The sequence below is a fragment of the Rathayibacter sp. VKM Ac-2835 genome (assembly GCF_013266705.1).
In the GTDB taxonomy this organism is placed as follows: Bacteria; Actinomycetota; Actinomycetes; order Actinomycetales; family Microbacteriaceae; genus Rathayibacter.
Genome location: NZ_JABSNQ010000003.1, coordinates 25073 through 48059 on the forward strand (window position 1 = coordinate 25073; position 22987 = coordinate 48059).

The following is a 22987-nucleotide window of genomic DNA, read 5'->3' on the forward strand; positions in this document are numbered from 1 at the left end:
ACGACTCGACGCGCGCGTTCGCCAGCGCCCTGCGGCGGGTGCCCGCGCATGCCTGCACACGCCGTAGAGCCCGCCCCACACTCCAGAAGTTGCGGTAGTCGCGCGCCGCTACCGCAACTTTTGAGGAGTGGGGCGGACGAGGCCCCGCGGGTGCGTCTCGGGTGCGCAGAAGTTGTCGTACCCGGGAAGCGCGTACGACAACTCTTGAGGAGTGGGTGCTGGATCCGGAGTCCGAGTTCCGGGATTACGGAATGTTTGCAATAGTGGAGGTATGACCTCCGAACGTGATCTCGCCGTCGAGCTCGACGAGCTGCGGGAAAGGCTCGAGCGGCTCGAGGGAGCCGCGCTCGTCGCGACGGCCGGTGGCTCCGTGGCCGCCCAGGCGCAGGACGACCCGTTCTGGGCGCTCAGCGCGCTCAAGGAGCGGCTGCCCGCGCCCGGCGGGGTCGTCTTCGCGGGCGCCGTCGCCACTCCCGCCGGCCCGGTCGAGTGGCAGTACGGCCTCAGCACCGACGCGTTCTTCGAGCGCGACTGGGGGTCGAGCCCGGGCCCGGCGGCGCTGGCCGCGCTGGGCAGCCCGGTGCGCCTGCGCTTCCTGCAGGCGGTCGCGGGCGGAGTCGAGACGGTCGCGCAGCTCGCCGAGAGCGAGGGCGCCGGCACGACCGGCCAGATCTACCACCACGTCAACCAGCTGGTCGCGGCGGGCTGGCTCGAGGCGCGCGGGCGCGGGCGCTACGGCATCCCACCCGCGCGCTTCGTACCCCTGCTGACGATCCTGCTCGCCGCAGGAGGTCCCCGATGAGAACCCGCACCCGCCTGATCGCCGCCGCCGCGGCCGTCGCCGTGCTCGCCGGCGGGGTGCTGCTGCGCCCGCCCGCGCCCCGGCTCTCGGACGAGCGCACCGGTGACGCCGCGATCGCCCAGTGGCTGTCCGAGCAGGCGGGCGGCACCCGCGACCGGCTCGTCGCCGCGGTGGTCACCCCCGACGGCGTCCGCTTCGCCGGTCTGGGCGCCGACGAGAGCACCGAGGTCGAGATCGGCTCGGTGACCAAGACGATGACGGCACTGCTCCTCGCGCAGAGCGACGCCGCGGGGACGGTCGCGCTGGCCGACCGGGCCGGCGACCACGCCGGCCTGAGCGGTTTCGACGCCACGCTGGAGGAGCTGGCGAGCCACCGCTCCGGGCTCCCGCGGCTCTCGCCGAACCCGCTCGATCTGGCGGCGACGCTCGTGGCGCAGCTGCGCGGCGTCGATCCGTACGCCACGTTCTCGCCGGAGGACGTCCTGCGCCAGGCGGCGAGCGCCGGCGGCGGCGGGGCGGACGAGGTCGCGTACTCCAACCTGGGCGTCGCCGCCTTGGGGCAGATCCTCGCCCGCGCGGAGGGAGCCGACTACGCCGACCTCGTCCGCGAGCGGGTCTTCGCGCCGCTCGGCATGACCGGCAGCTCGGTGCCCGTCTCGGCGGACGCGCTCGCGCCGGACGCGCGCACCGGCTACTCCGAGAGCGGCCGCGCGGTCGGCCCGTGGACGCTCGAGGGCTACGCGCCGGCGGGCGGCGTCCGCTCCACCGCCGAGGACATGGCGCGCTACGCCCGCGCCCTCCTCACCGACGACCCGGCGCTCGGCGTCCCGGCCGCGACCGTGCTCGATCCGCGCTTCGACGCCGGCGACGGCGACCGGATCGGCCTCGGCTGGTTCACCTCCGCGGCGGACGGCGGCGCAGAGACGACCTGGCACAACGGCGGCACCGCCGGCTACGCGACCATGCTCGCGATGGACCGGGAGCGCGGCGTCGCCGTCTTCGTCAACTCCAGCACCGCGACCTCGGTCGACGGGCTCGGCCTCGACCTGCTCGCCCACGTCTTGGAGGAGGAGGCATGATCCTCGCCACGCTGATCGCCCTCGCCGTCTCGGTGTTCACCGTCGGCCGCTTCGCGCTCGGGAGCATCCCCTGGCGCCGGACCGCGCAGCACCTCGACCGCGACCGCCTGCGCGTGCTCACCCGCGGCGTCGAGTCGGCGCTCGTTCTGCTGCTGGCGCGGGTCTTCGCCGACTGGACGCTCGTCACGCTCGTGCCGTGGTTCGCGCTCGTCGCGCTGGCGGCGGCCGGGGCGGCCGGCGCCGTCGTCCGCTGGCGCGCCCTCCCCTGGCTCGAGGACCCGGCGAAGCGCCGCGCCCGGACCACCGGCTTCATCGGCACCGTCGCCCTCTCGGCCGTGTTCGTCGGCGTGATCGGAATCTGAAGACGCCGTACCCCGGCGCCTCGCCGTTGCATGCTGGTCGAGCAGCCCCGCAGGGGCGTATCGAGACCGACGGTCGGCGGCAGCGCCGGCTCAGCCGGCCTGGGCGGGCAGCGGCTCCGGCTCCGCGTTGTCGAGGACGCGGCCGTTCTGGTCGCCGACGGTCAGGACCGTCGACGGGTCGAGGTTGAGGGTGTCGCCGCCGTAGAGGCTGGTCAGTGTGACGCCGTCGCGGCGCACGGAGTTGAGGGCGTCGAGGTAGTCGGGGCTCACGCAGAAGCGGTCGGCGATCCGGGCCGGGTTGTCACCGGCGGCGACGACGTAGGCGGCGGGCGTGCCGGCCGTGGCGGTGCGCACCGTCCCCGCCGCGCCCTCGCGGGTCCCGCGGTCGCGCACGACCTCGAGGTCCACGTCGCCGATCGAGCCGTCGGCGGTGTCGAGGGCGGAGATCACGCACTCGCCACTCGCGGCGACGGGCGCCGGCGCGAGCGAGACGCTCGGCACGGGGCGCGGACCGGACGCGACATCGGCATCGGCGGTCGGGGTGCTCGAGGCGGTCGCGGAGCCCGCCGCGCCGGAGTCGGCGGTCGTCGTCGCGTCCGGGATGTCCGCCGCCGATGTGCAGCCGGCGAGCAGGAGGGTGCTCGCGAGCACGATCACGATGCGCTGAGTCGTCTTCGATGCCACTCCCAGACTCTAACCCGCACGGCGATTGACCTCCTCCCCCGCTGAATCCCATCGCCGACGCCTGTTGGACACCGAGCCCGCGACGGCGTGGACTGGAGGCATGCAGTACACGAATCTCGGCCGCACCGGTCTGTCCGTCTCCCGCGCCGTCCTCGGAACCATGAACTTCGGCCCGGAGACGAGCGAGCCCGACTCGTTCGCGATCATGGACCGCGCGCACGAGCTCGGCGTCAACTTCTTCGACACCGCGAACGTCTACGGCGGCGAGGGCGGCCGCGGCGCGACGGAGGAGATCGTCGGCCGCTGGTTCGCCCAGGGCGGCGAGCGCCGCGAGCGCACCGTCCTCGCGACCAAGCTCTACGGCGACATGGAGCAGCACGCCGCGCCCGGCGCCGAGCGCGGGCGCGACTCCTGGCCCAACGGCGGGCGGCTCTCGGCGCTGAACATCCGCCGCGCGCTCGACGACAGCCTCCGCCGCCTGCAGACCGACCACATCGACCTGTACCAGTTCCACCACGTCGACCGCACGACGCCCTGGGACGAGATCTGGCAGGCGATGGAGGTCGCCGTTCAGCAGGGCAAGGTCCTCTACGTCGGCTCGAGCAACTTCGCCGGCTGGCACATCGCGCAGGCGCAGGAGGCGGCGCGCGACCGCCGCTTCACCGGCCTCTCCTCCGAGCAGTCGATCTACAACCTGCTCGTGCGCGACATCGAGCGCGAGGTCCTGCCCGCCGCGCAGCACTACGGGCTCGGCGTCATCCCCTGGTCGCCGCTGCAGGGCGGCCTGCTGGGCGGCGTGATCGAGAAGACGGAGTCGGGCAGCCGCCGCGCCTCCGCCCGCTCGCTCGAGGCGATCGAGAAGAACCGCCCCGCGTTGGAGCAGTACGAGGCCTTCGCCCGCGAGCGCGGCATCGCCCCGGGCGAGCTCGCGCTCGCCTGGCTGCTCCACCAGCCGGGCGTCACCGGCCCGATCACCGGGCCGCGGACCATGGAGCAGCTCGAGAGCGCCGTCGCGGCCGTCGACATCGCGCTCGAGCCCGCCGACCTCGCCCGCCTCGACGAGATCTTCCCCGGCCACCGCACGGCGCCGGAGGACTACGCCTGGTGACCCGCGTCCGCCGCTGATCCGGCGGCACGCTCCCCGTCCATCCCGATCGAGCAGCCCGCGCAGCGGGCGTATCGAGATCCACCACCGTCCCAAGTCGAGTCTGCAGACCGGCCCTTCGGACGACGGCGGGTCTCGATACGCCCCTCCGGGGCTACTCGACCAGCATGTCCATCACCCGGACATCCCACTACCCGGAAAGAGAACCCATGAAGCAGCGCAGCATCGGCGACGTCAGCGTCGGCAGCATCGGACTCGGCGGCATGCCGATGTCGATCGAGGGCCGCCCCGACCGCGAGCGGTCGATCGCCACGATCCACGCCGCCCTCGACGCCGGCGTCACCCTCATCGACACGGCGGACGCCTACCACCAGGGCGGCGACGCCGACCTCGGCCACAACGAGCTGCTCATCGCCGAGGCGCTCCGCGGCTACGGCGGCGACACCTCGGGGGTGCTCGTCGCCACCAAGGGCGGGCACCTCCGCCCCGAGCCGGGCGTCTGGACGCAGGACGGCCGCCCCGAACACCTGAAGGAGGCGGCTCGCGCCTCCGCGCAGCGCCTCGGCGTCGACGCGATCGGCCTCTACCAGTACCACCGCCCCGACCCCGAGGTGCCCTACGCCGACTCGATCGGCGCGCTCGCCGAGCTGCTCGACGAGGGAGTGATCCTCCGCGCCGGGATCTCGAACGCCGACCCGGACCAGATCCGCGAGGCGCACGGGATCCTCGGCGACCGCCTGGTCTCGGTGCAGAACCAGTTCTCGCCGAAGTTCCGCTCCAGCGAGCCGGAGCTCGAGCTCTGCGCGGAGCTGGGCCTCGCCTTCCTGCCGTGGAGCCCGCTGGGCGGCATCACCTCGGCCGCCGAGCTGGGCACGTCCTTCGCCGCGTTCGCCACCGTCGCCGAGGCGCACGACGTCTCGCCGCAGGTGGTCTGCCTGGCATGGGAGCTGGCCAAGGCGCCGACCGTCATCCCCATCCCCGGCTCCTCGCGCCCGGAGAGCATCCGCGACTCGGCCACGGCGGCCGACCTGGAGCTGACCCCGGAGGAGCTCGCCTCGCTCGACTGAGCGCGCTGGATCTCGATACGCCCGCTGCGCGGGCTGCCCCATCAGCGATCGCCTCATGCTGGTCGAGCAGCGCGCAGCGCGTATCGAGACCTATCCACCGGACGACGGTGGATCTCGATACGCCCTCTGCGAGGGCTGCTCGATCAGCATGAACGGCCCGCTCCGTGGGCTGCTCGATCAGCATGCAGGGCCACCGCGCGGGCCGCTCGATCAGCGGGCGGGGGCGGAACCGCCCGGCAGCGCCGCGACGAAGGCGCGCGCCGCCGCCGTCGGCCGCTCCGGCAGCGCGACCATGGTGCGCCAGACCAGCAGCGGGTCCTCCAGCGGCACCGCGCGCAGCCCGCTCGGCCGCTTCTCGGCGAAGTGCGCCGGCACCACCGCCACGCCCATGCCGTACTCGACGAGGTCGAGCAGGGTGTGCACGTCGTTCACCTCGAGCTCCACCTCGAAGGCCAGTCCGTGCGCCGCGAACGCCTGCGCCGCGAGGTGGCTCGCACCCCAGTGCTCCTGCAGGCCGACGATCGTCTGCCCCTCGAGGTCCGGGATGCGGCAGACCGGCCGGTCGGCCAGCGGATGCTCCGGATGCGCGAGCACCGCGAAGCCCTCGCTCGCGAGCGGCCGCGTGACCACTCCCGTCGGCACCGCGCCGATGTCGGCGACCAGCGCGAGATCGAGCCGGCCACTGCCCACCGCGTCCAGCAGCGTGCCGGACCCGTCGTGGGTCAGCCGCAGCCCGACGCCCGGGTGCTGCTCACGGAAGGTCGCCAGCTCGCGCGGCAGGTGCACGCCGCCCAGGCACTCCTCGGTGCCGACCGCGAGACTCCCCCGCAGCACGCCCTGCACCGCCAGCACCGCGTCGCGCGCCGCGAGCGCGCTGGCGACCGACTGCTCCGACTCCGCCAGCATCGCCCGCCCGGCCGGCGTCAGCTCGACCCGGCGGGTGCTCCGCGTGAACAGCGGGCTGCCCAGCTCGCTCTCGAGCGCGCGGATCGACGCCGACAGGCCCGACTGCGAGATCTGCAGCGCGCTCGCCGCGCGGGTGAAGTGCTGCTCCTTCGCGACGGCGAGGAAGTGTTCGAGCTGGCGCAGTTCCATGGGTCCATCCTCGTCGCGCGCGGGCACCACCGGGGACCCGTTGCGCAGGTCGGGTCCAGCGCCGCCGGTTCAGCGCCGACGGATCAGCGCCGCCCGATCCGCCCCGCTCGGTCCGCCCGGACGGCTCAGCCCCGCCGGCTCAGCGCTCGGCCGAGATCGCCAGCACCACGTCGGTGAGCGTCGTCCGGAGCCGCTCGAGCGCGGCCTCCTCCGAGTCGCCCTCGAGGATCGACGTCTTCACCGCGTCGTCGTAGCTCGCGATCAGCAGGCGGACGGCCGTGGTCGGCGCCAGCGAGAAGTCGCGCTGCACCTGCTGCAGCGCCCCCCGCACGATGTCCACCAGGGTGGCGTCGAATCCGGACCGGAAGGCGCTGTACTGCGGGGCGATCGCCGCGTCGCGCAGCGCCAGCAGCTCGAACTCGGACTGCACGACGCACCAGCGCCGGCTGTCGGTGAACGGCCCCTGCAGGAAGTCGAGGATGACGACCGCGAGAGTCTCGGGAGTCAGCGGCTCGTCGGACTCCGCGATCTTCGGGATCGTCCGCCCCATCTGCTCGACCAGACCGTCCAGGCGGGCGCCGTTCTCCCGTTCCATGAGCGCGAAGAACAGCTCCTCCTTCGTGGAGAAGTTGGAGTAGAAGGCACCGCGGCTGAAGCCCGCGCGCTCGCAGATCTGCTCGACCGAGGCCGTGTGCACGCCGGTCTCGGCGAAGACGTCGTACGCGGCGTCGAGGAGCCGCTCGCGCGTCCGGCCGCGGCGCGAGGTCTCGACGGAGTCGGTCATCCTGAGTCCTTCCCGGGCGGGCGTCGGCGGTGTTGAGATACATCACTGTATCGGATACATTCGCGTATCGGATACGTTCGTGTATCGAGCAGGACGTCGCCGCCGGCGCGTCCGTGCAGCCGGCACGACCGTTCCCTCCCCGCACAGAGTCGTGTCCCTTTCCGCTCCCCCGTCGTCAGGAGACACGCGTGTCGTCGATGCTCTACCGACTCGGCCGCTGGGTGTTCCGCGCCCACCGGCTGGTCGCCGTCCTCTGGCTCGCCGTCGTCGTCCTCGCGGGCGGTGGCGCGCTGCTGCTCAACAAGGGCACGGACAACACCTTCTCGATCCCCGGCACCCAGTCGCAGACCGCGCTGGACCAGCTCGAGCGCACCTTCCCCCAGGTCAGCGGCACGTCGGCGCGCTACGTCGTCGTCGCGCCGGACGGCGGCAGCGTCGAGGACGCGGACATCAGCGGCCCCGTCGGCGAGGCCGTCACGGCCCTCGAGGCGATCGACGGCGTCGCCGCCGTCACCGACCCCTACTCCGACACCGTCGAGGGCACGATCTCCGAGGCCGGCAACGCGCTGGTCATCACCACGCAGATGGACGGCTCCGCCACCACCACCTCCGAGGCCTCCCGCGACGCGCTCCAGGCCGAGGCGACGACCCTCCAGGACGCACTGCCCGCGGGCTCCGTGGTCTCGCTCGGCGGCGACCTCTTCTCGCAGAGCCTGCCGGGCGTGACCGTCACCGAGGCGATCGGCCTCGTCGTCGCCCTGGTGGTCCTCGTGCTCACCTTCGGCTCGTTCCTCGCCGCCGGCATGCCCCTGGTGACCGCGCTGCTCGGCGTCGCGCTCTCGATGTCCGCGATCTTCATCGCGACCCGCTTCGCCTCGATCTCCTCCACCACGCCGCTGCTGGCACTGATGCTCGGCCTCGCGGTCGGGATCGACTACGCGCTCTTCATCATCAGCCGGCACCAGGACCAGCTGAAGCAGGGCATGGCCCCGGAGGAGTCGGCCGCCCGCGCGACCGCGACCGCCGGCTCCGCGGTCGTCTTCGCCGGTCTGACCGTCATCATCGCGCTGGCCGGCCTGTCGGTCGCCGGCATCCCGTTCCTCACCACGATGGGCATCGCGGCGGCGGGCGGAGTCGCGATCGCCGTGGTCATCGCACTCACGCTCACCCCCGCGCTGCTCGGCTTCGCCGGCGAGCGCCTCCGGCCGAAGGAGCGCAAGGCGAAGAAGGCCGCCGCGAAGGCGGGCGCCGAGAAGGCGGCCGTCACCACCGGCGCCCACGCCGACCCCGACGCCGCCGCGGACTCCACCGCCCCCTCCCCCGGCTCGCACGTGCACGCCGAGGTCCCGCGCGGCTTCTTCCGCGGCTGGGTCCGCGTCGTCACGCGCTTCCCGATCCTCACGATCATCGCCGTCGTCGGCGTGCTCGGCATGGCGTCGATCCCGGCGCTCAGCCTCCGCCTCGCCCTCCCCGACGCCGGCTACCAGGCCGAGGGCACGCCCGCTCGCGACACCTACGATCTGCTCGCCGAGAACTTCGGCCCCGGGTACAACGGCCCCCTCATCGTCACCGGCACGATCATCGGCTCCACCGATCCGCTCGGCCTGATGGCCGACCTCAAGACCGAGATCGAGGGCCTGGACGGCGTCGCCTCCGTGCCGCTCGCCACCCCGAACGAGACCGCCGACACCGGCATCATCCAGGTGATCCCCGAGGGCGGCCCGGACTCCGAGGCCACCAAGGCGCTCGTCGCCGAGATCCGCGACAGGCACGACTACTTCGAGGAGACCTACGGGGTCGACCTCGCGGTCACCGGCCAGACCGCGGTCGGCATCGACATCTCGGACACCCTCGCGAACGCGCTGCTGCCGTTCGGCCTGCTGGTGGTGGGCCTCTCGCTGGTGCTGCTGACGATGGTCTTCCGCTCGCTCTGGGTGCCGCTTAAGGCGACGCTCGGCTACCTGCTCTCGGTCGGCGCGTCCTTCGGCGCCGTCGCGGCGGTCTTCGAGTGGGGCTGGTTCGCCGACGCCCTGCACGTGGACAAGACCGGCCCGATCATCAGCTTCATGCCGATCATCCTGATGGGCGTGCTCTTCGGGCTGGCGATGGACTACGAGGTGTTCCTCGTCTCGCGGATGCGCGAGGACTACGTGCACGGCCGCCCGGCCCGCGCGGCGGTCGAGTCGGGCTTCGTCGGCTCGGCGAAGGTCGTCACCGCGGCCGCGATCATCATGTTCTCCGTCTTCGCGGCGTTCGTGCCGGAGGGCGACACCAACATCAAGCCGATCGCGCTCGGTCTGGCGGTGGGCGTGTTCGTCGACGCCTTCATCGTCCGGATGACGCTCGTGCCCGCGGTGCTGCACCTGCTCGGCGACCGCGCCTGGCACATGCCGCGCTGGCTCGACCGCGTGCTCCCCTCCTTCGACGTGGAGGGCGAGGGCCTGACCAAGGAGCTCGCGCTCGCCGACTGGCCCGAGCCCGGCGCCACCGACGCGGTCGCCGCCGAGGGGCTGTGCCTCGACGGTCCCGACGGCCCGGTCTACCGCGACGTCGACGTGCGGGTGCCCGCCGGCGGCGCGCTGGTCGTGCACGGCCCGCACCGCTCGGGCCGCTCCGCTCTGCTGCTCACGATCGCGGGGCGCCTCGCCCCCGACTCCGGACGCCTCAAGGTCGACGGGCTCGTCGTGCCGATCCGCTCCTCCGCGGTCCGCGGGCGCGTCGGACTCGTCCGGCTCGCCGGCGCGGCCGATCCGGTGGCCGAGGTGCGCGCGGCGCTCGAGACGGCCCCGCCGCTGCTCGTGCTCGACGACCTCGACACCGTCACCGACCCGCAGCTGCGCGACGGGATCCGCGCCGAGCTCGACCGGGCCCGCGCGAAGGCCGCGCAGAAGGAGCACTCCTTCACGGTGATCGCCTCCTCCGTCAACGCGGATGCGCTCGACGACCTCCTCCCCTCCGATCGCGGCCAGCTCGCGGTCTCCCCCGCGGCCGAGCGCCGCGCTATCGCGAAGGTCGGCTGACAGATGGCTCTCTTCTCCCTCGAACGCCCCCGCGGCGTCAAGAAGGTGTCCTGGGTGACCCTTCTCGGCATCGTCCTCGTCCCCCTGGTCATCGGCGGCCTGCTCGTCTGGGCGCTGTGGAACCCGACCGAGCGCCTGGACACCATCACGGCGGCGGTCGTGAACGAGGACACCCCCGTCGAGATCAACGGGCAGACCGTGCCGCTCGGCCGCCAGCTCGCGGCCGGGCTCGTCACCGGAGGCGAGACGGACGCGGCGACGCCCTCGCCCTCGGCGTCCGGCACTCCCTCGCCGTCCGCGAGCCCCGCGGCGAACGTCTCGGGCTCCGACTCCACCGGCAACTTCACCTGGGTCCTCACCGACAAGGACGACGCGGCGGAGGGCCTCGCCGACGGCAGCTACGCGACCGTCGTCACGATCCCGTCCTCGTTCTCCGCCGCCGCGACCTCCTACTCCGGAGACGCCGCCGCCGCGACCAAGGCCACGATCGACATCGCGACCAGCGAGAAGGCGAAGCTCGTCGACGACGCCATCTCGGCGACGGTCACCAGCACCGCGACCGCGCTGCTGAACACGCAGCTGACCACCGCCTACCTCGAGAACGTCTACGTCGGCTTCAACACCCTGAACCAGCAGATCGGCCAGGCCGCCGACGGCGCGGGCACGCTCGCGGACGGCGCCGACCAGCTCGGCACCGGCGCCTCGACGCTCGCCGACGGCACCAGCACCCTCGCGGACGGCATCGACGACCTCGCGACCGGCGCGTCCGGCCTCTCCGGCGGAGTGTCGCAGCTCGGCACCGGTGCGTCCTCGCTGGCGGACGGCGTCGCCCAGCTCGGCACCGGTGCGTCCGACCTCTCGGGCGGCGTCTCGCAGCTCGCGACCGGCGCGCAGCAGTCGGCCGACGGAGCGACGCAGCTCGCGACCGGCGCGGGCTCGCTCGCGGACGGGCTCGACGGTCTCGCGGCCGGAGTGTCGACGCTCGGCGGCACCGCCGCGACCGCCTCCGGTCTCGCCGCGCAGTCGGCGACCACCACGGGCACCTCGCTCGGAACGATCGCCGCCCTCGCCCAGTCCTGCGCCGCGACGGACCCCGTCTGCGCAGCCATCCTCGCCGAGGCGGGCAGCCAGCTCGACACCACCAACCAGGCCGGCGCGCTCTACCAGGCCGGTGCGACCGCGCAGTACGCCGCGGGCATCTCCGCCGGCATCAACGACGGGGCGAACGGGCAGCCGTCCCTCGTCGCGGGGACCGCGCAGTCGGCCGCCGGAGCGCGCGGCCTCGCCGACGGGGCGACCTCGCTCGCCGGCGGCCTCGCCCAGCTCTCGACCGGAGCCGCCACCGCCGCCGGTGGAGCCTCGCAGCTCGCCACCGGCGCCTCCTCCGCCGCCGACGGCGCGCGCCAGCTGGCGACCGGGGCGACCTCGGCCGCGGACGGCGCCACGCAGCTCGCCACCGGCGCCTCCTCGGCGGCCGACGGCGCGCGACAGCTCGCCGACGGCGCGGGCGGAGTCTCGGACGGGGCCCTCCAGCTCGCCGACGGCACCCGCTCGCTCGCCACCGGCCTCGACGCGGCCGTCGCCCAGCTGCCGACCTACACGGAGTCGGAGTCGCAGAACCTCGCCGACGTCGTCTCCGACCCGGTCGAGAACTCGAGCGGCACCAGCACGGACCTGTTCGGAGCGTCGAGCGTGCCGTTCTTCGCGACGATCGCGCTCTGGCTGGGCGCCCTCGCGACGTTCCTCGTGCTCGCCGCGTTCTCGCACCGCGCGCTGTCGTCGACCCGCTCCTCCGCGGCGCTGGCGCTGTCCTCCTACGTTCCGGCCCTCGTGATCGGACTCGTGCAGGGCCTCGCCGTCGCGATCGTGATGAGCGCCGTCGCGGGCCTCGACCTGGTGACCTGGTTCGGCTTCGCCGCGCTGGCGATGCTCGCGGGGGCATCCTTCGCCGCCGTGAACCAGGGCCTGGTCGCCCTGCTCGGCGGGCTCGGCCGCTTCGTCTCGATGGTCGCCGCGGTGATCGGCCTGGGCGCCGGCATCATCTCGACCGTCCCTGGCGTCTTCGACGACGCCCTCGCCTTCCTGCCGCTCTCCGCCGCGCAGAACGCGCTGGCCGGCGTGGTCGAGGGCACCGGCGGCGTCGGCGCCGCGGTGGTCGGCCTGCTGATCTGGCTGCTCTTCGGCCTCCTGCTGACGGTCGCCGCCATCGCCCGCCGCCGCGTCACCTCGGTCCGCGCCCTGACCCGCCCGGTCGAGGCGTAACCCCTCCCCTCCGCGAGATGCCACTTGTGCACGCGACACGCCGTGTCGAGCGTGCACAAGTGGCATCTCGCGGGAGGGGTCAGGACGTCCAGGCGGTCAGCTGCTCGGGGGTCGCCAGGACGTGGTGGGTGGGCGAGAGCGTGTGCACCGTCCCCGCGGCGTAGTCGATGCCGAGGGCGACGGGGTCGTAGGCCTCCGACGGCGGCCGGTTGCGCATGGCGCGCGGGTCCGCGGACAGCACGGCCCGCAGGAGCGACTTCGTGTAGGGGTGGACCGGGCTCGAGAAGATCTCGCCCGTCGTGCCCGTCTCGACGAGGTGCCCCTTGTGCATGACTCCGATGCGGTCCGAGATGTACTTCACCATCGCCAGGTCGTGCGCGATGAAGAGGTAGGCGGTGCCGAGCTCCTTCTGCAGCGAGCGCATCAGGTTGACGACCTGCGCCTGGATCGAGACGTCGAGCGCCGAGACGCACTCGTCGGCGATCACGAGGTCGGGCTGCATCACCAGGGCCCGCGCGATCCCGATCCGCTGGCGCTGCCCGCCGGAGAACTGGTGCGGGTAGCGGTCGGCGTAGGCGCGGTCCAGGCCCACCTTCTCGAGGATCGCGTAGACCTTCTCGTCGCGCTCGGCGACGGAGGCGAACCGGCGCTGCGTCATCAGGCCCTGCGCGACGATGTCGAACACCTTCTTGCGCGGATTGAGGCTCGACATCGGGTTCTGGAAGATCATCTGAATGCTGGAGCGGAGGTGGTCGCGCTCCGCCGCGCCGAGCCGCCCGCTGAGGCTGCGGCCCGACAGCACGACCTCCCCGGCGGTGGGATCGATCAGCCGGATGATCGAGCGGCCGATGGTCGACTTGCCGCTGCCCGACTCGCCGACCAGCCCGAAGGTCTCTCCCCGGCGGATCTCGAAGTCGACGCCGCCGATCGCCGTCACGCGGTGGCGGCGCCCGAGAGCGAAGACCTGCGTCAGCCCGCGGACCGAGAGCAGGGGGGTGTCGTTCTGCAGGGCGGTCACGACCGGCCTCCTTCGCTGAGGGCGAGCATCGCGTCGATCTTGGCGCGCAGCGGTGCCGGCATCTCGACCGGCGGCGCATCGGGATGGCAAAGCCACGAGGCGACGCGGTGGCCGCCGCCGACATCGAAGAGGGGCGGCTCCTGGACGAAGTCGATCTCGAGCGCGAACGGGTTGCGCTGCGCGAACGGATCGCCGGCCGGCCGGTTCACCAGGCTCGCCGGGCTGCCCGGGATCGCGAACAGCTCGGGGGAGTCGGTGGTGAGATCCGGCATCGCCGAGAGCAGCCCCCAGGTGTAGGGGTGGCGGGGGTCGTAGAAGACCTCCTCCGCGGTGCCCTGCTCGATGATGCGGCCCGCGTACATCACGTTGACGTGGTCGGCGACCGTCGCGACGACGCCGAGGTCGTGCGTGATGAAGATCACCGACAGACCGCGGTCGGCCTGCAGGCGCTTCAGCAGCTCGAGGATCCGCAGCTGGATGGTGACGTCCAGGGCGGTCGTCGGCTCGTCGCAGATCAGGACGTCGGGATTGCAGGAGAGCGCGATGGCGATGTTCACCCGCTGGCACATCCCGCCGGACAGCTGGTGCGGGAACTGCTTGAAGCGGCGCTCCGGCTGGTCGATGCCGACCTCGGCGAGCAGCTCGATCGCCCGCGCCCTCGCCTCGCGCCTGCCGAGGCCGAAGTGCTCCTGGATTCCCTCCATCACCTGCTTGCCGACCGACATCGTCGGGTCGAGGCAGGTCAGCGCGTCCTGGAAGACCATCGCGATCCGCCGGCCGCAGATCTCGCGGCGGATCGCCCTCTCGCTCATCGCCGCGATGTCGCTGACCACCGCGGAGCCGTCCTCGGCGATGCGCGAGAACTCGATCGAGCCCCCGGTGATCCGCTGGCTCGGACCCATCAGGCCGAGGATCGCGCGGGCGGTCACGGACTTGCCGCTGCCCGACTCCCCGACGATCGCGACGACCTCGCCGGCGTGGAGGTCGAAGCTCAGCCCGCGGATCGCCTCGACCGCTCCGTCGTCGTTCTCGAACGAGATCGCGAGGTCGCGGACCGACAGCAGGGGCCGGCGGACGCGCTCGCCGGCGGCGGTCGACCCGCTCGTGGTGACGCTCGTGCTCATCTCAGTGGCCTCTCGAGGTCGTCAGTCGGGGATCGGTCGCTTCCTTCAGCCCGTCGGCGACGAGCGTGAACGCCACCATCAGCAGACCGAGGACCACGACCGGGATGATCACCAGGAACGGGTAGGCGAGGAACGACTTGTAGCCGACGCTCACCAGCGAGCCGAGCGAGGCCATCGGCGCCTGCACGCCGAGGCCGACGAACGACAGGTAGGACTCGGTGAAGATCGCCGAGGGGATCGAGAACATACTCATCGTGACGATCGGGCCGATGATGTTCGGCAGGATCTCGACGAAGACGATCCGCGCGTCCCGCGCGCCCAGGGTCCGGGAGGCGAGCACGTACTCCTCGGTCTTCTGCCGCAGCGCCTGCGCGCGGCTGACCCGGCTCATGGCGAGCCAGTTGCTGAGGAGCAGCCCGAACACGATCGCGCCGATGCCGGGACCGACCGCGACGACGAAGAGGGTGACGATCACCAGCTGCGGGATCCCGGACAGCACCTCGACCACGCGCTGCATCAGCGAGTCGGTGCGGCCGCCGAAGTAGCCGGACACCAGGCCGTAGGTCATGCCGATGACGACGTCGATCGCGAAGGCGATGACGGCGATCAGCAGCGAGACCCGGGTGCCGCTCCAGACCCGCGACCAGACGTCGCGGCCGAGCTCGTCGGTGCCGAACAGGAAGTAGGTGCCCGGCGGCAGGTCCGCCGCCGCGTAGGCGTCGACGCCGTCGCGGCTCCCGTCGAGGATCCCGAAGGACTCGAGCAGCGGCACGCGCGGCGGGAGGAAGCGCGAGGCGATCTCCGGTCCGCCGCCGGTCGCCGGGAAGAACGGGACCACCAGGCTCAGCACCACGATCACGGCCAGGATCACGAGCCCGGCCATCGCCGGCCAGTTGCGGCGGAAGCGGCGGGCGATGTCGGTCCCGCCGCCGCGCACGACGCGGGTCGACGTGGTGGGCGGGCCGGCCGGCCGGTTGCCCGGCGTGACGAGGCGCAGGCCCTCGGGCGCGACACCGGCGTCGAGGCCCGCGGTCGGGGAGATCGGGGTGCGGTGCACTGCCGGGTCGCTCATCGTGCCTGTCCTGCCAGTCGGATGCGGGGGTCGATCAGTCCGTAGAGCACGTCGACCACGAGCATCACGACGATGTAGATGATGCTGTAGACGAGGCTGATCGCGATGACGATGTTGTAGTCGACGTTCTGGATCGCGGTCAGCAGCAGCTGCCCGAGGCCGGGGGCGCCGAAGATCTGCTCGATCACGACGGAGCCGGTGATCAGGCCGATCAGCAGCGGCGAGAGCACGGTGATGATCGAGACCATCGTGTTGCGCAGGGCGTGCCGGCCGATGACCTTCGCCGGGCTGATGCCCTTGGCCTTCGCCAGCAGGATGTAGTCGCTCTCGAGGCAGTCGAGCATCTCCGAGCGCGCGTACCGCGCGGTCACGGCCATCACGTAGGCGGCGAGCGAGATCGTCGGCAGCACGCTCGAGGTGAAGGGGTCGTCCTCCGAGTAGCGGATCGGGAGGAGCTTCCACTCGAAGCCCACGAAGTAGACCAGCAGCAGCGCGATCACGAACGACGGGACGCTGAAGGCGATCACCGAGACGAAGGTGGAGAGGTTGTCGAACCAGCCGCGCTTGCGGATGGCCGAGACGATGCCGATCAGCAGCCCGAGCACGACGCCCAGGGCGAGCGCCTGCAGTCCGATGCGGATCGTCACCGGCAGCCGCGAGCCCAGCATCTCGGACACGGGGAAGTCGGGGATGAGGTTGTAGGAGATGCCGAAGTCGCCGCGCGCGAGGTTGACCAGGTAGGTGCCCAGCCGCAGCAGGACCGGCTCGTCGAGCCCGTACTTCTGTGTGAGCAGCTCCTTCTGCACCGCGTCCAGCTTCTCGCTGTTGAACGGCGAGCCGGGGAGCAGCTGCAGCAGCGCGAACATCACGATCGCGATGGCGACGATCGTGAAGACCGAGGTGACGAGCCTCGTCGCGATGTACTTCGTCACGGGGTGCGCCCGAGGGCTTCGTCGCGGACGCGCTCGCCGTCCTCGGGGATCCCGGCCCAGGACCGCGCGTGGAACTGGGTGAGCCCGACCCGCACGAGCGCGCGGCGGGCGAGGGAGTCGATGATCTCCTCGACCGACGCGGGACGGGTGTAGAAGGCCGGCACCGGCGGCGCGATGATGCCGCCCGAGCGTGCCACGGCGTCCATCGCGGCGAGGTGGCCGCGGTGCAGTGGCGACTCGCGCACCATCAGCAGCGTGGGCACGCCCTCCTTGAGGCAGACGTCGGCGGCCCGGGTGATCAGGTTGTCGGCGAGGCCGTACGCGATGCCGCTGAGGGTCTTGATGGTGCACGGCGCGATGATCATGGCGGTCGCCGGGGTCGAGCCCGACGCGATCGACGCCCCGATGTGGGCGGGCCGGTGCGCGACGTCGGCGAGCGCCTCCACCTGCTTCTGCGTCATCCCGCACTCCTGGTCGAGGGTCATCGCGCCCGCCTTCGACACGATGACGTCGCTGTGCAGGCCCGGGTCCATGCGCAGCAGCTCGAGGATGCGGACGCCGATGCCGACGCCGGAGGCCCCGGTGATGGCGACGATCACGCGACCGGGCGGTTCCTGACGGGTGCGGTTCATGCGAGGCCTTCCTTGTCGAGGGTGACGACGGACTGGGCGAGCGCGTGCACGCCGAGGGCGATGTCCGTCGTCTCGGTGAACTCCTCCGGGCAGTGGCTGCGCCCGTCGCGGGAGGGGATGAAGATCATGCCGATCGGGCCGAGCCGGGCCATCTGCACCCCGTCGTGCCCCGCTCCGCTGTAGAGCTGGGCGGCGGGGTGCCCGAGGCGGTCGATTGACCGGCCGATGCTCCCGGCGAGGCGCGGGTCGATCGCGGTCGGCCGCTCCCACGGCAGCCAGGTGACCTCGTGGCGCAGTCCGCGCTTGCCCGCCTCGATCGCGGTGATCTCGGCGATCTCCTCGCGGGCGAGGGTGAACCAGTCGAGGTCCGGGCTGCGGAACTCGGCGGTGACCAGGGCGCTCTCGGTGATGACGCTGGTCGCCTCCGGGGTGAAGGTGACGCTGCCGACCGTGCCGACCGCCTGGGCGGCGGTGGAGGCGATGCGCTCGACCGCGAGCACGACGCCGGCGGCGGCGCAGCCGGCGTCGTGGCGGAGGGACATCGGCATGGTGCCGGCGTGGTCGCGGCGGCCGGTGAACAGCGTGCGGAACCGCGAGATGCCGGCGATCGAGGTGACGACGCCGAGCGGCAGCCCCTCGCGCTCGAGGATCGGCCCCTGCTCGATGTGCAGCTCCAGGAAGCCGAGCACCTCGTCGCTGCTCCAGCGGGTGCCGGTGAGCGGATCCGCCCATCCGGCCGCCTCGAGCGCGGCTCCCAGGGTGCGGCCGGTCTCGTCGGTGGCCGAGAGGTGCTCCACGGTCAGCGAGCCGGCCAGCGCGCGGCTGCCGAGACAGGAGAGCTCGAAGCGGTTCGCCTCCTCGTTGTAGAAGTCGACGACGCGCAGATCGTGGTGCAGCCGGATGCCGGACTCCTGCAGGAGCCGCGCGACCTCGATCGCCCCCATCACTCCGACGATCCCGTCGTAGCGCCCGCCGCCGTCGACCGTGTCGGTGTGGGAGCCGATCACGATGGCGCGGCGGGCGGCGCCCGTGCCGGCGAGGGTGCCGATGACGTTGCCGATGCCGTCTATCCGGACCTCGAGGCCGGCCGCGCGCATGCGCTCGGCGACCCAGTGGCGCGAATCGGTGTCGACCTCGGTCATCGCCACCCGGCTCCAGCCGGGTCGGGAGGTGTCGACGAGTCCGGAGATCTCGTCGAGGTCGCGCGTCAGCCGCGCGACGTCGGGGAAGGCCACCTCGGCGGTCATCGGGCGCCCTCCCCCTCGGTCAGCGAGCCGTGCACGACGATCGCGGGACGCAGCGCGCCGCCGAGCCCGTCGGCGACGAGCGCGTCGCGGACGCTCCGGAGGATCGCGGGCGGCGGGACGGCGAGGTCGGCGCCGATCGCGCGGTCGCCCTCCTTGCGGGTCGCGTCCATGCCCACCTTGGTGACCGTCCCGCCGATCTGCATCGGCACGTTGCGGTCGGTGGCGACCCCGTCGACGAGGACGAGGTCGCGGTCCCAGCGCAGACGGCTGGTCCGCGCCCAGTGCACGTGCTCCTGGTCCCAGGCGTTGACGTCCGCGTCGACCACCGTCACCTGCTTGACCATGCTGACGGCGGCGAAGGCCCCGAACATCACCCGCTTGGCCGCGCCGGGCCGCCCGTTCGCGATCGAGACGACGACGTCGACCCGCCCGCCGCCGGAATGCGTGACGGCGACGTCGACGATGTCGCAGCCGACGTTCCGCAGCGCGTGCTTGATCCCCGCGGCGATCGGCAGCGCCGCGATGTAGCTGTGCTCGGAGGAGAGCCCCGGCAGGATGACCTGCACCTCGGGCGCCGAGCGCCGGGTGACCGCGGTGACCTCGAGGGTGACGCCGTCGCCGTAGTCCTCGTACATGCCGTGGTACTCGTTGACGAGCCCCTCGTGCACCGGGCGGTCGGCGTGCAGCAGCCCCTCGACGACGATCTCCGCGTCGGCCGGCACGAGCACGTCGCTCGTGGTGGCGCGGGCCACGCGGACGGGCTCGCCGAGCAGGTGCGCGGCGTGCTCGAGCTCGTCGTCGCCGAGCGCGAGGTAGCAGCAGGCCGCCATCTGGATCGCGGGGTGCGCGCCGAGCACGACGGCGACCGGGAGCCCGCCCGCCGCGGCGGCCGAGCGCGACATCGCCGTGAGGTGGTGGTTCGGTGCGATGCCGACGAAGCCGGTCGTCTCGCCCAGCGGCTTGATCCGCGCGTAGGAGGCGTTGCGGTGCCCGGTGACGGGATCGAAGGCGACGATCATGCCGGCCGTCACGTAGCCGCCGGAGTCCTTCTCGAACCAGGTGGGGGCGACGACCTCGTCCCAGACCGCCGACGCGGGGAGGCGGACCTCCTGCACCGGGGCGTCGTCGACGAGGAGCACCGGCTGCCGGTCGGCCACGGCGGCCGTCAGCGTGTCGAGCAGCTGGTCGACGTCGCAGCCCACCGCGCGGGCGAGGCGGCTGCGGCTCGACAGGACGTTGCCGACGACGGGGTGCGCCGATCCGGTGACCGCGCTCAGGCGCACGGCCGGACCGCGGTCGAGCAGCGCCAGCACGCTGGCGAGCTCGAAGCGCGCGTCGACCGCGCGGTCGATCACCACGAGCTCGTCCGCAGGCAGGGCGTCGACGTAGGCCCGCAGTGACTGCTCGCCCATCAGGCGGCCCTCGCGACGAAGCGGCCGTCGCCCGGGCGGGCGAGGAGGCCCTCCGCCCTCGAGAAGACCGGGGTCCCCCGCACGACCGTCAGGACGAGCTCGCCGGGGAAGGTCATGCCCGCGTAGGGGCTCCAGGTGGCGGTGGAGAGCATCGGGGTCTCGTCGACGACGGTCGAGCCGGTGGGGTCAACGATCGCGAAGTCGGCGTCGAGGCCGACGGCGATCGCGCCCTTCCGGTGGTCGATCCCGAACGCGCGCGCCGGGTTCCCGGCGAGCACCTCGGCGGCCCGGAGCAGCGAGAGGCGGCCGCCGAAGTAGCCGGCCCCGAGCACGATCGGCAGCAGGGTCTGCACCCCGGGGGCCCCGGAGGCGTTGTCGAAGATCACCTCGGAGCTCTTCTTCGAGAGCGGCCAGGGAGCGTGGTCGGACGTCACCATGTCGATGCGGCCGTCGGCCAGCGCCGCCCACATCCCGCGGGCGTGCTCGGCGGTGCGCAGCGGCGGGTTGATCTTGCCCCGCGCGCCCAGGCGCTCCATGTCGTCATCGGTGAGGACGAGGTAGTGCGGGCAGGTCTCGAGGGTGGCATCGAGGCCGCGGCCGGCGCTCGCCTCGACCAGGTCGACGGTGGCGGGCAGGCTCGCGTGGAAGATGTGGAAGCGCGCGCCCGCAGCGGACGCCAGCTCCAGCCCGAGCGCCACGGACGACGTCTCGGAGACGGGCGGGCGGCTGCGCACGTGGTCGATCGGCGCGGTGCGGCCGGCCGCCTTCGCCGCGGCGACGAGCGCGCCGATGATCTCGCCGTCCTCGGCGTGCACGCCCACGCGGACGCCGCGCTCGGCCATGATCGCGAAGGCCTCGAGCAGCTCGTCCGAGGGGAGGCGCGGGAAGCGGATCGGGTCGGTCTCGAACAGTGACACCTTGAAGCCGCAGACGCCCTCGTCGATCATCCCGGCCACGTCGCGCGCCCCGTCGCCGGGGCGGACCGTGCCGTGCAGCGCGACGTCGACGACGGCCTCGCGCTCGAGGCGCTCGCGCTTGGCGACGACCGCGGCCGCCGTGTTGACGGGGCTGCCGGCGTCGTAGGGCATGTCGAGGATCGTGGTGACACCCCCCGCCGCGGCCGCCGACGTCGCTCCGACGAAGGTCTCGGCCGGCTCGGAGAACGCGTGGACGTGCGCGTCGACGGCCCCGGGCAGCACGAGGAGGCCCTCGCCGCCGAGGACCTGCTCGGCACCCGCGACGGCCTCGGCCGCCGCGCGCCCCTCGAGCACCGCGGTGATGCGGCCGCCCTCGACGAGGACGGCGCCGTCGTCGATCACGGCGCCGGGCGTGACGATGCGCCCGCGGACCACCGATCCTCCTCGGGTCACCGCACGACTCCGATGCGCGACTCGACGGCCGAGAGCACCGTGCCGAGCACGACCATCGCCTGCGCGTTCATCATCTGCTCCGACTGGTAGATGTCCTCGCGGGTCATCGGCACGATCGAGCGGACCGCCTCGTAGGCGGCGGCGCTGCCCTCGCCGAGAGCGCGTCCGTCGAGGTGCGGGGCGGCCAGATCGATGCCCTGCGTGGCGAGGATGAACTCGACGCCCAGGATGACCTGCGTGTTCTTGATGATGCTCCGCGCCTTGCGCGAAGAGAAGGTGCACATCGAGACGTGGTCCTCCTGGTTCGCCTTCGTCGGGATCGAGTCGACGACCGAGGGGAAGCAGAGCACCTTGTTCTCGGAGGCGATCGCCGCGGCGGCGCAGTGCACGATCGAGAAGCCGGTGTTCAGGCCGAGCTGACCGCCGACGAGGTTCAGCGGCAGGCCGTAGCTGAGGTTCGGGTCGGTGAGCCGGAACGAGCGGCGCTCGGAGATCGCGCCGATCTCGGCGACCGCGATCGAGATCAGGTCGGCGGCCACGCCGATCGGCTCGCCGTGGAAGTTGCCGCCCGAGAGAACGTCGTAGCCGCCCTGGCCGTCCGGCAGCACGAGCGGGTTGTCGGTCGCGGCGTTGGCCTCGCGCACGAGCAGCGTCTCGGCGAACAGGAGGGACTCACGCGTCGTGCCGTGCACCTGCGGCGCGCAGCGCAGCGAGTAGGCGTCCTGCACCCGCGGCTTGTAGGGGCCCGCGCGGTGCTCGTCGGGGAGCTGGATGCGGCGGGCGTCCTCGACGGTGCGCTCGCTGCCGGCGGTCAGCGCGCGCACGTTGGCGGCGACGTCGACCTGGCCGGGAGCGTTGCGGGCGAGGTGGATGCGCTCGTCGAACGCGTCGAGCTCGCCGCGCACCGCCTCGAGCGAGAGCGCGAGGGCCACGTCCGCCTGGCGAGTGAGGCTCCAGGCGTCGTGCAGGGCGAGGCAGGCGGTCGCGAGCGAGATCGTCGAGCCGTTGATGAGGGCGAGGACGTCCTTGGGCTTGAGGTCGAACTCGATCTCCAGCCCGGCGGCGGCGAGCGCCTCGACGGCCGGCATGCGCACGCCGCGGTGGTACGCCTCGGCCTTCTCGTGGCCGACCATCACGCTCACCATGTGCGCGAGCGGGGCGAGGTCGCCGGAGGCGCCGACCGAGCCCTGCCCGGGGATGACGGGGAGGACGTCGGCGTTGAGCATCGCGATGAGGCGGTCGATGCACTCGATGCGGACGCCGGACATGCCCTTCGCGATCGCGTTCGTGCGCAGCAGCAGGAGAGCGCGGGTCTCGTCGAGCGGGAGGGGCTCGCCGACGCCGGCCGAGTGCGAGTTGATGACCAGCCGCTGGAAGCGCGCCTGGTCGGCAGCGGGGACGCGGACGTCCATCAGCCGGCCGAGCCCGGTGTTGATGCCGTAGATGGCGGGCGCGTCGGGGGCGAGGAAGTGCTCGTCGACGTAGGCGCGGGCCTCGTTCGTGACGCGGCGGGCCTCGTCGCTCAGCACGACGTGGGGGAACGATCCGTCCGGGAGGCCTCGGGCGACGAGCGCGACGTCCTCGATCGTGAGGGTGAAGCCGTCGATCTCGACGACGGCGGTGTCGGCAGCGGCAGTGTCGACGACGGCCTGGGCCAGTTCAGTCATGGGGAGAGTCTCTTTCGTTGATCCGGCTTCGACGCCTCGGCTGTTCGGTCTTTCTGCCTCAAGTCTGCAGAGACAGGCTCGATCCTTCAAGTCGACCGAACAGAGTCGTGCAACCGCCCGGTGTGGCGCAGAGGATTCGGCTGTCGCCCGCGAAGGACGGCCGCCGCCGCACAGGATTCGGCGGTCGCGGACCGCCGGCGGACGACAGGAAGGGCCGCCCCCGCGCTCAGCGCGGAGACGGCCCTTCTGGCGG

General features: G+C 72.7%; 19 protein-coding genes. 7 read left to right on the forward strand and 12 right to left on the reverse strand.

Annotated elements, in window-relative coordinates:
* The first annotated feature begins 271 nt into the window (after positions 1 to 271).
* From HRK28_RS13870 to HRK28_RS13880, 3 genes are read left to right on the forward strand one after another with little or no spacing between them, the layout of a single operon-like run.
* The gene (locus HRK28_RS13870) at positions 272 to 802 is read left to right on the forward strand and encodes a winged helix-turn-helix domain-containing protein (protein ID WP_173252046.1); all 531 of its coding nucleotides are present in this window, start codon (positions 272 to 274) and stop codon (positions 800 to 802) included.
* Positions 799 to 1881, forward strand: a complete 1083-nt coding sequence (locus tag HRK28_RS13875; protein WP_173252047.1) for a serine hydrolase — start codon at positions 799 to 801, stop codon at positions 1879 to 1881. Before HRK28_RS13870 ends, HRK28_RS13875 begins: the two co-directional genes overlap by 4 nt.
* Positions 1878 to 2243: a hypothetical protein gene (locus tag HRK28_RS13880; protein ID WP_173252048.1), complete on the forward strand. Its 366-nt coding sequence runs from the start codon at positions 1878 to 1880 to the stop codon at positions 2241 to 2243. The genes HRK28_RS13875 and HRK28_RS13880 overlap by 4 nt, the downstream gene beginning before the upstream one ends.
* A 90-nt stretch (positions 2244 to 2333) precedes the next feature.
* On the opposite strand, the gene HRK28_RS13885 is transcribed toward HRK28_RS13880, so the two are convergent.
* Positions 2334 to 2927: a hypothetical protein gene (locus HRK28_RS13885; protein WP_173252049.1), complete on the reverse strand. Its 594-nt coding sequence runs from the start codon at positions 2925 to 2927 to the stop codon at positions 2334 to 2336.
* A 100-nt stretch (positions 2928 to 3027) separates the two neighbouring features.
* Here HRK28_RS13885 and HRK28_RS13890 point away from each other — a divergent pair, with 100 nt between their 5' ends.
* Both HRK28_RS13890 and HRK28_RS13895 read left to right on the forward strand, forming a co-directional pair.
* A complete protein-coding gene (locus tag HRK28_RS13890) occupies positions 3028 to 4035 on the forward strand; it encodes an aldo/keto reductase (RefSeq protein ID WP_123705988.1) in 1008 nt (335 codons plus the stop codon).
* A gap of 206 nt (positions 4036 to 4241) precedes the next feature.
* Entirely contained in the window at positions 4242 to 5099 is an 858-nt protein-coding gene (locus HRK28_RS13895) for an aldo/keto reductase (RefSeq protein ID WP_173252050.1), read from the forward strand.
* A 210-nt stretch (positions 5100 to 5309) separates the two neighbouring features.
* Here the strand turns inward: HRK28_RS13895 and HRK28_RS13900 are convergent, their stop codons facing one another.
* Positions 5310 to 6194, reverse strand: coding sequence for a LysR family transcriptional regulator (locus HRK28_RS13900; RefSeq protein WP_173252051.1), 885 nt, complete (start codon positions 6192 to 6194; stop codon positions 5310 to 5312).
* 139 nt (positions 6195 to 6333) lie between these two features.
* Positions 6334 to 6978 (reverse strand): TetR/AcrR family transcriptional regulator, encoded by a 645-nt coding sequence (locus HRK28_RS13905; RefSeq protein WP_173252052.1) that lies wholly within the window; start codon positions 6976 to 6978, stop codon positions 6334 to 6336.
* A 197-nt stretch (positions 6979 to 7175) separates the two neighbouring features.
* Between HRK28_RS13905 and HRK28_RS13910 the strand changes: the two genes are divergently transcribed.
* Positions 7176 to 9998 carry an MMPL family transporter gene (locus HRK28_RS13910; RefSeq protein WP_217274819.1) on the forward strand — a complete coding sequence of 941 codons (2823 nt, stop codon included), beginning with the start codon at positions 7176 to 7178 and terminating at the stop codon, positions 9996 to 9998.
* Between the two features lie 3 nt (positions 9999 to 10001).
* The gene (locus tag HRK28_RS13915; protein WP_173252054.1) at positions 10002 to 12260 is read left to right on the forward strand and encodes a YhgE/Pip domain-containing protein; all 2259 of its coding nucleotides are present in this window, start codon (positions 10002 to 10004) and stop codon (positions 12258 to 12260) included.
* A gap of 79 nt (positions 12261 to 12339) precedes the next feature.
* Here the strand turns inward: HRK28_RS13915 and HRK28_RS13920 are convergent, their stop codons facing one another.
* From HRK28_RS13920 to hutH, 9 genes are read right to left on the reverse strand one after another with little or no spacing between them, the layout of a single operon-like run.
* Positions 12340 to 13278, reverse strand: a complete 939-nt coding sequence (locus HRK28_RS13920) for an ATP-binding cassette domain-containing protein (RefSeq protein ID WP_173252055.1) — start codon at positions 13276 to 13278, stop codon at positions 12340 to 12342.
* Positions 13275 to 14402, reverse strand: coding sequence for an ABC transporter ATP-binding protein (locus HRK28_RS13925; RefSeq protein ID WP_127887804.1), 1128 nt, complete (start codon positions 14400 to 14402; stop codon positions 13275 to 13277). The genes HRK28_RS13920 and HRK28_RS13925 overlap by 4 nt, the downstream gene beginning before the upstream one ends.
* A gap of 1 nt (position 14403) precedes the next feature.
* Positions 14404 to 15474, reverse strand: coding sequence for an ABC transporter permease (locus tag HRK28_RS13930; protein WP_127887805.1), 1071 nt, complete (start codon positions 15472 to 15474; stop codon positions 14404 to 14406).
* Positions 15471 to 16406, reverse strand: a complete 936-nt coding sequence (locus HRK28_RS13935) for an ABC transporter permease (protein ID WP_127887806.1) — start codon at positions 16404 to 16406, stop codon at positions 15471 to 15473. Before HRK28_RS13935 ends, HRK28_RS13930 begins: the two co-directional genes overlap by 4 nt.
* Positions 16403 to 17038: a UbiX family flavin prenyltransferase gene (locus HRK28_RS13940; RefSeq protein ID WP_127887807.1), complete on the reverse strand. Its 636-nt coding sequence runs from the start codon at positions 17036 to 17038 to the stop codon at positions 16403 to 16405. Before HRK28_RS13940 ends, HRK28_RS13935 begins: the two co-directional genes overlap by 4 nt.
* Positions 17035 to 18285, reverse strand: coding sequence for a M20 family metallo-hydrolase (locus HRK28_RS13945; RefSeq protein WP_173252056.1), 1251 nt, complete (start codon positions 18283 to 18285; stop codon positions 17035 to 17037). Before HRK28_RS13945 ends, HRK28_RS13940 begins: the two co-directional genes overlap by 4 nt.
* On the reverse strand, positions 18282 to 19697 hold the full coding sequence (locus tag HRK28_RS13950) for a UbiD family decarboxylase (RefSeq protein ID WP_173252057.1): 1416 nt from the start codon (positions 19695 to 19697) through the stop codon (positions 18282 to 18284). Before HRK28_RS13950 ends, HRK28_RS13945 begins: the two co-directional genes overlap by 4 nt.
* Positions 19697 to 21049: a dihydroorotase family protein gene (locus HRK28_RS13955; RefSeq protein ID WP_173252058.1), complete on the reverse strand. Its 1353-nt coding sequence runs from the start codon at positions 21047 to 21049 to the stop codon at positions 19697 to 19699. Before HRK28_RS13955 ends, HRK28_RS13950 begins: the two co-directional genes overlap by 1 nt.
* A 14-nt stretch (positions 21050 to 21063) precedes the next feature.
* Positions 21064 to 22734: a histidine ammonia-lyase gene (hutH, locus tag HRK28_RS13960; RefSeq protein WP_127887811.1), complete on the reverse strand. Its 1671-nt coding sequence runs from the start codon at positions 22732 to 22734 to the stop codon at positions 21064 to 21066.
* Positions 22735 to 22987 lie beyond the last annotated feature (253 nt).

Coding starts and splice junctions, on each gene's coding strand:
- HRK28_RS13880 (WP_173252048.1), top strand. CDS start 1,878: ATGATCCTCGCCACGCTGATCGCCCTCGCCGTCTCGGTGTTCACCGTC.
- HRK28_RS13910 (WP_217274819.1), top strand. CDS start 7,176: ATGCTCTACCGACTCGGCCGCTGGGTGTTCCGCGCCCACCGGCTGGTC.
- HRK28_RS13895 (WP_173252050.1), top strand. CDS start 4,242: ATGAAGCAGCGCAGCATCGGCGACGTCAGCGTCGGCAGCATCGGACTC.
- HRK28_RS13875 (WP_173252047.1), top strand. CDS start 799: ATGAGAACCCGCACCCGCCTGATCGCCGCCGCCGCGGCCGTCGCCGTG.
- HRK28_RS13930 (WP_127887805.1), bottom strand. CDS start 15,474: ATGAGCGACCCGGCAGTGCACCGCACCCCGATCTCCCCGACCGCGGGC.
- HRK28_RS13950 (WP_173252057.1), bottom strand. CDS start 19,697: ATGGGCGAGCAGTCACTGCGGGCCTACGTCGACGCCCTGCCTGCGGAC.
- HRK28_RS13925 (WP_127887804.1), bottom strand. CDS start 14,402: ATGAGCACGAGCGTCACCACGAGCGGGTCGACCGCCGCCGGCGAGCGC.
- HRK28_RS13905 (WP_173252052.1), bottom strand. CDS start 6,978: ATGACCGACTCCGTCGAGACCTCGCGCCGCGGCCGGACGCGCGAGCGG.
- HRK28_RS13945 (WP_173252056.1), bottom strand. CDS start 18,285: ATGACCGCCGAGGTGGCCTTCCCCGACGTCGCGCGGCTGACGCGCGAC.
- HRK28_RS13870 (WP_173252046.1), top strand. CDS start 272: ATGACCTCCGAACGTGATCTCGCCGTCGAGCTCGACGAGCTGCGGGAA.
- hutH (WP_127887811.1), bottom strand. CDS start 22,734: ATGACTGAACTGGCCCAGGCCGTCGTCGACACTGCCGCTGCCGACACC.
- HRK28_RS13900 (WP_173252051.1), bottom strand. CDS start 6,194: ATGGAACTGCGCCAGCTCGAACACTTCCTCGCCGTCGCGAAGGAGCAG.
- HRK28_RS13915 (WP_173252054.1), top strand. CDS start 10,002: ATGGCTCTCTTCTCCCTCGAACGCCCCCGCGGCGTCAAGAAGGTGTCC.
- HRK28_RS13890 (WP_123705988.1), top strand. CDS start 3,028: ATGCAGTACACGAATCTCGGCCGCACCGGTCTGTCCGTCTCCCGCGCC.
- HRK28_RS13940 (WP_127887807.1), bottom strand. CDS start 17,038: ATGAACCGCACCCGTCAGGAACCGCCCGGTCGCGTGATCGTCGCCATC.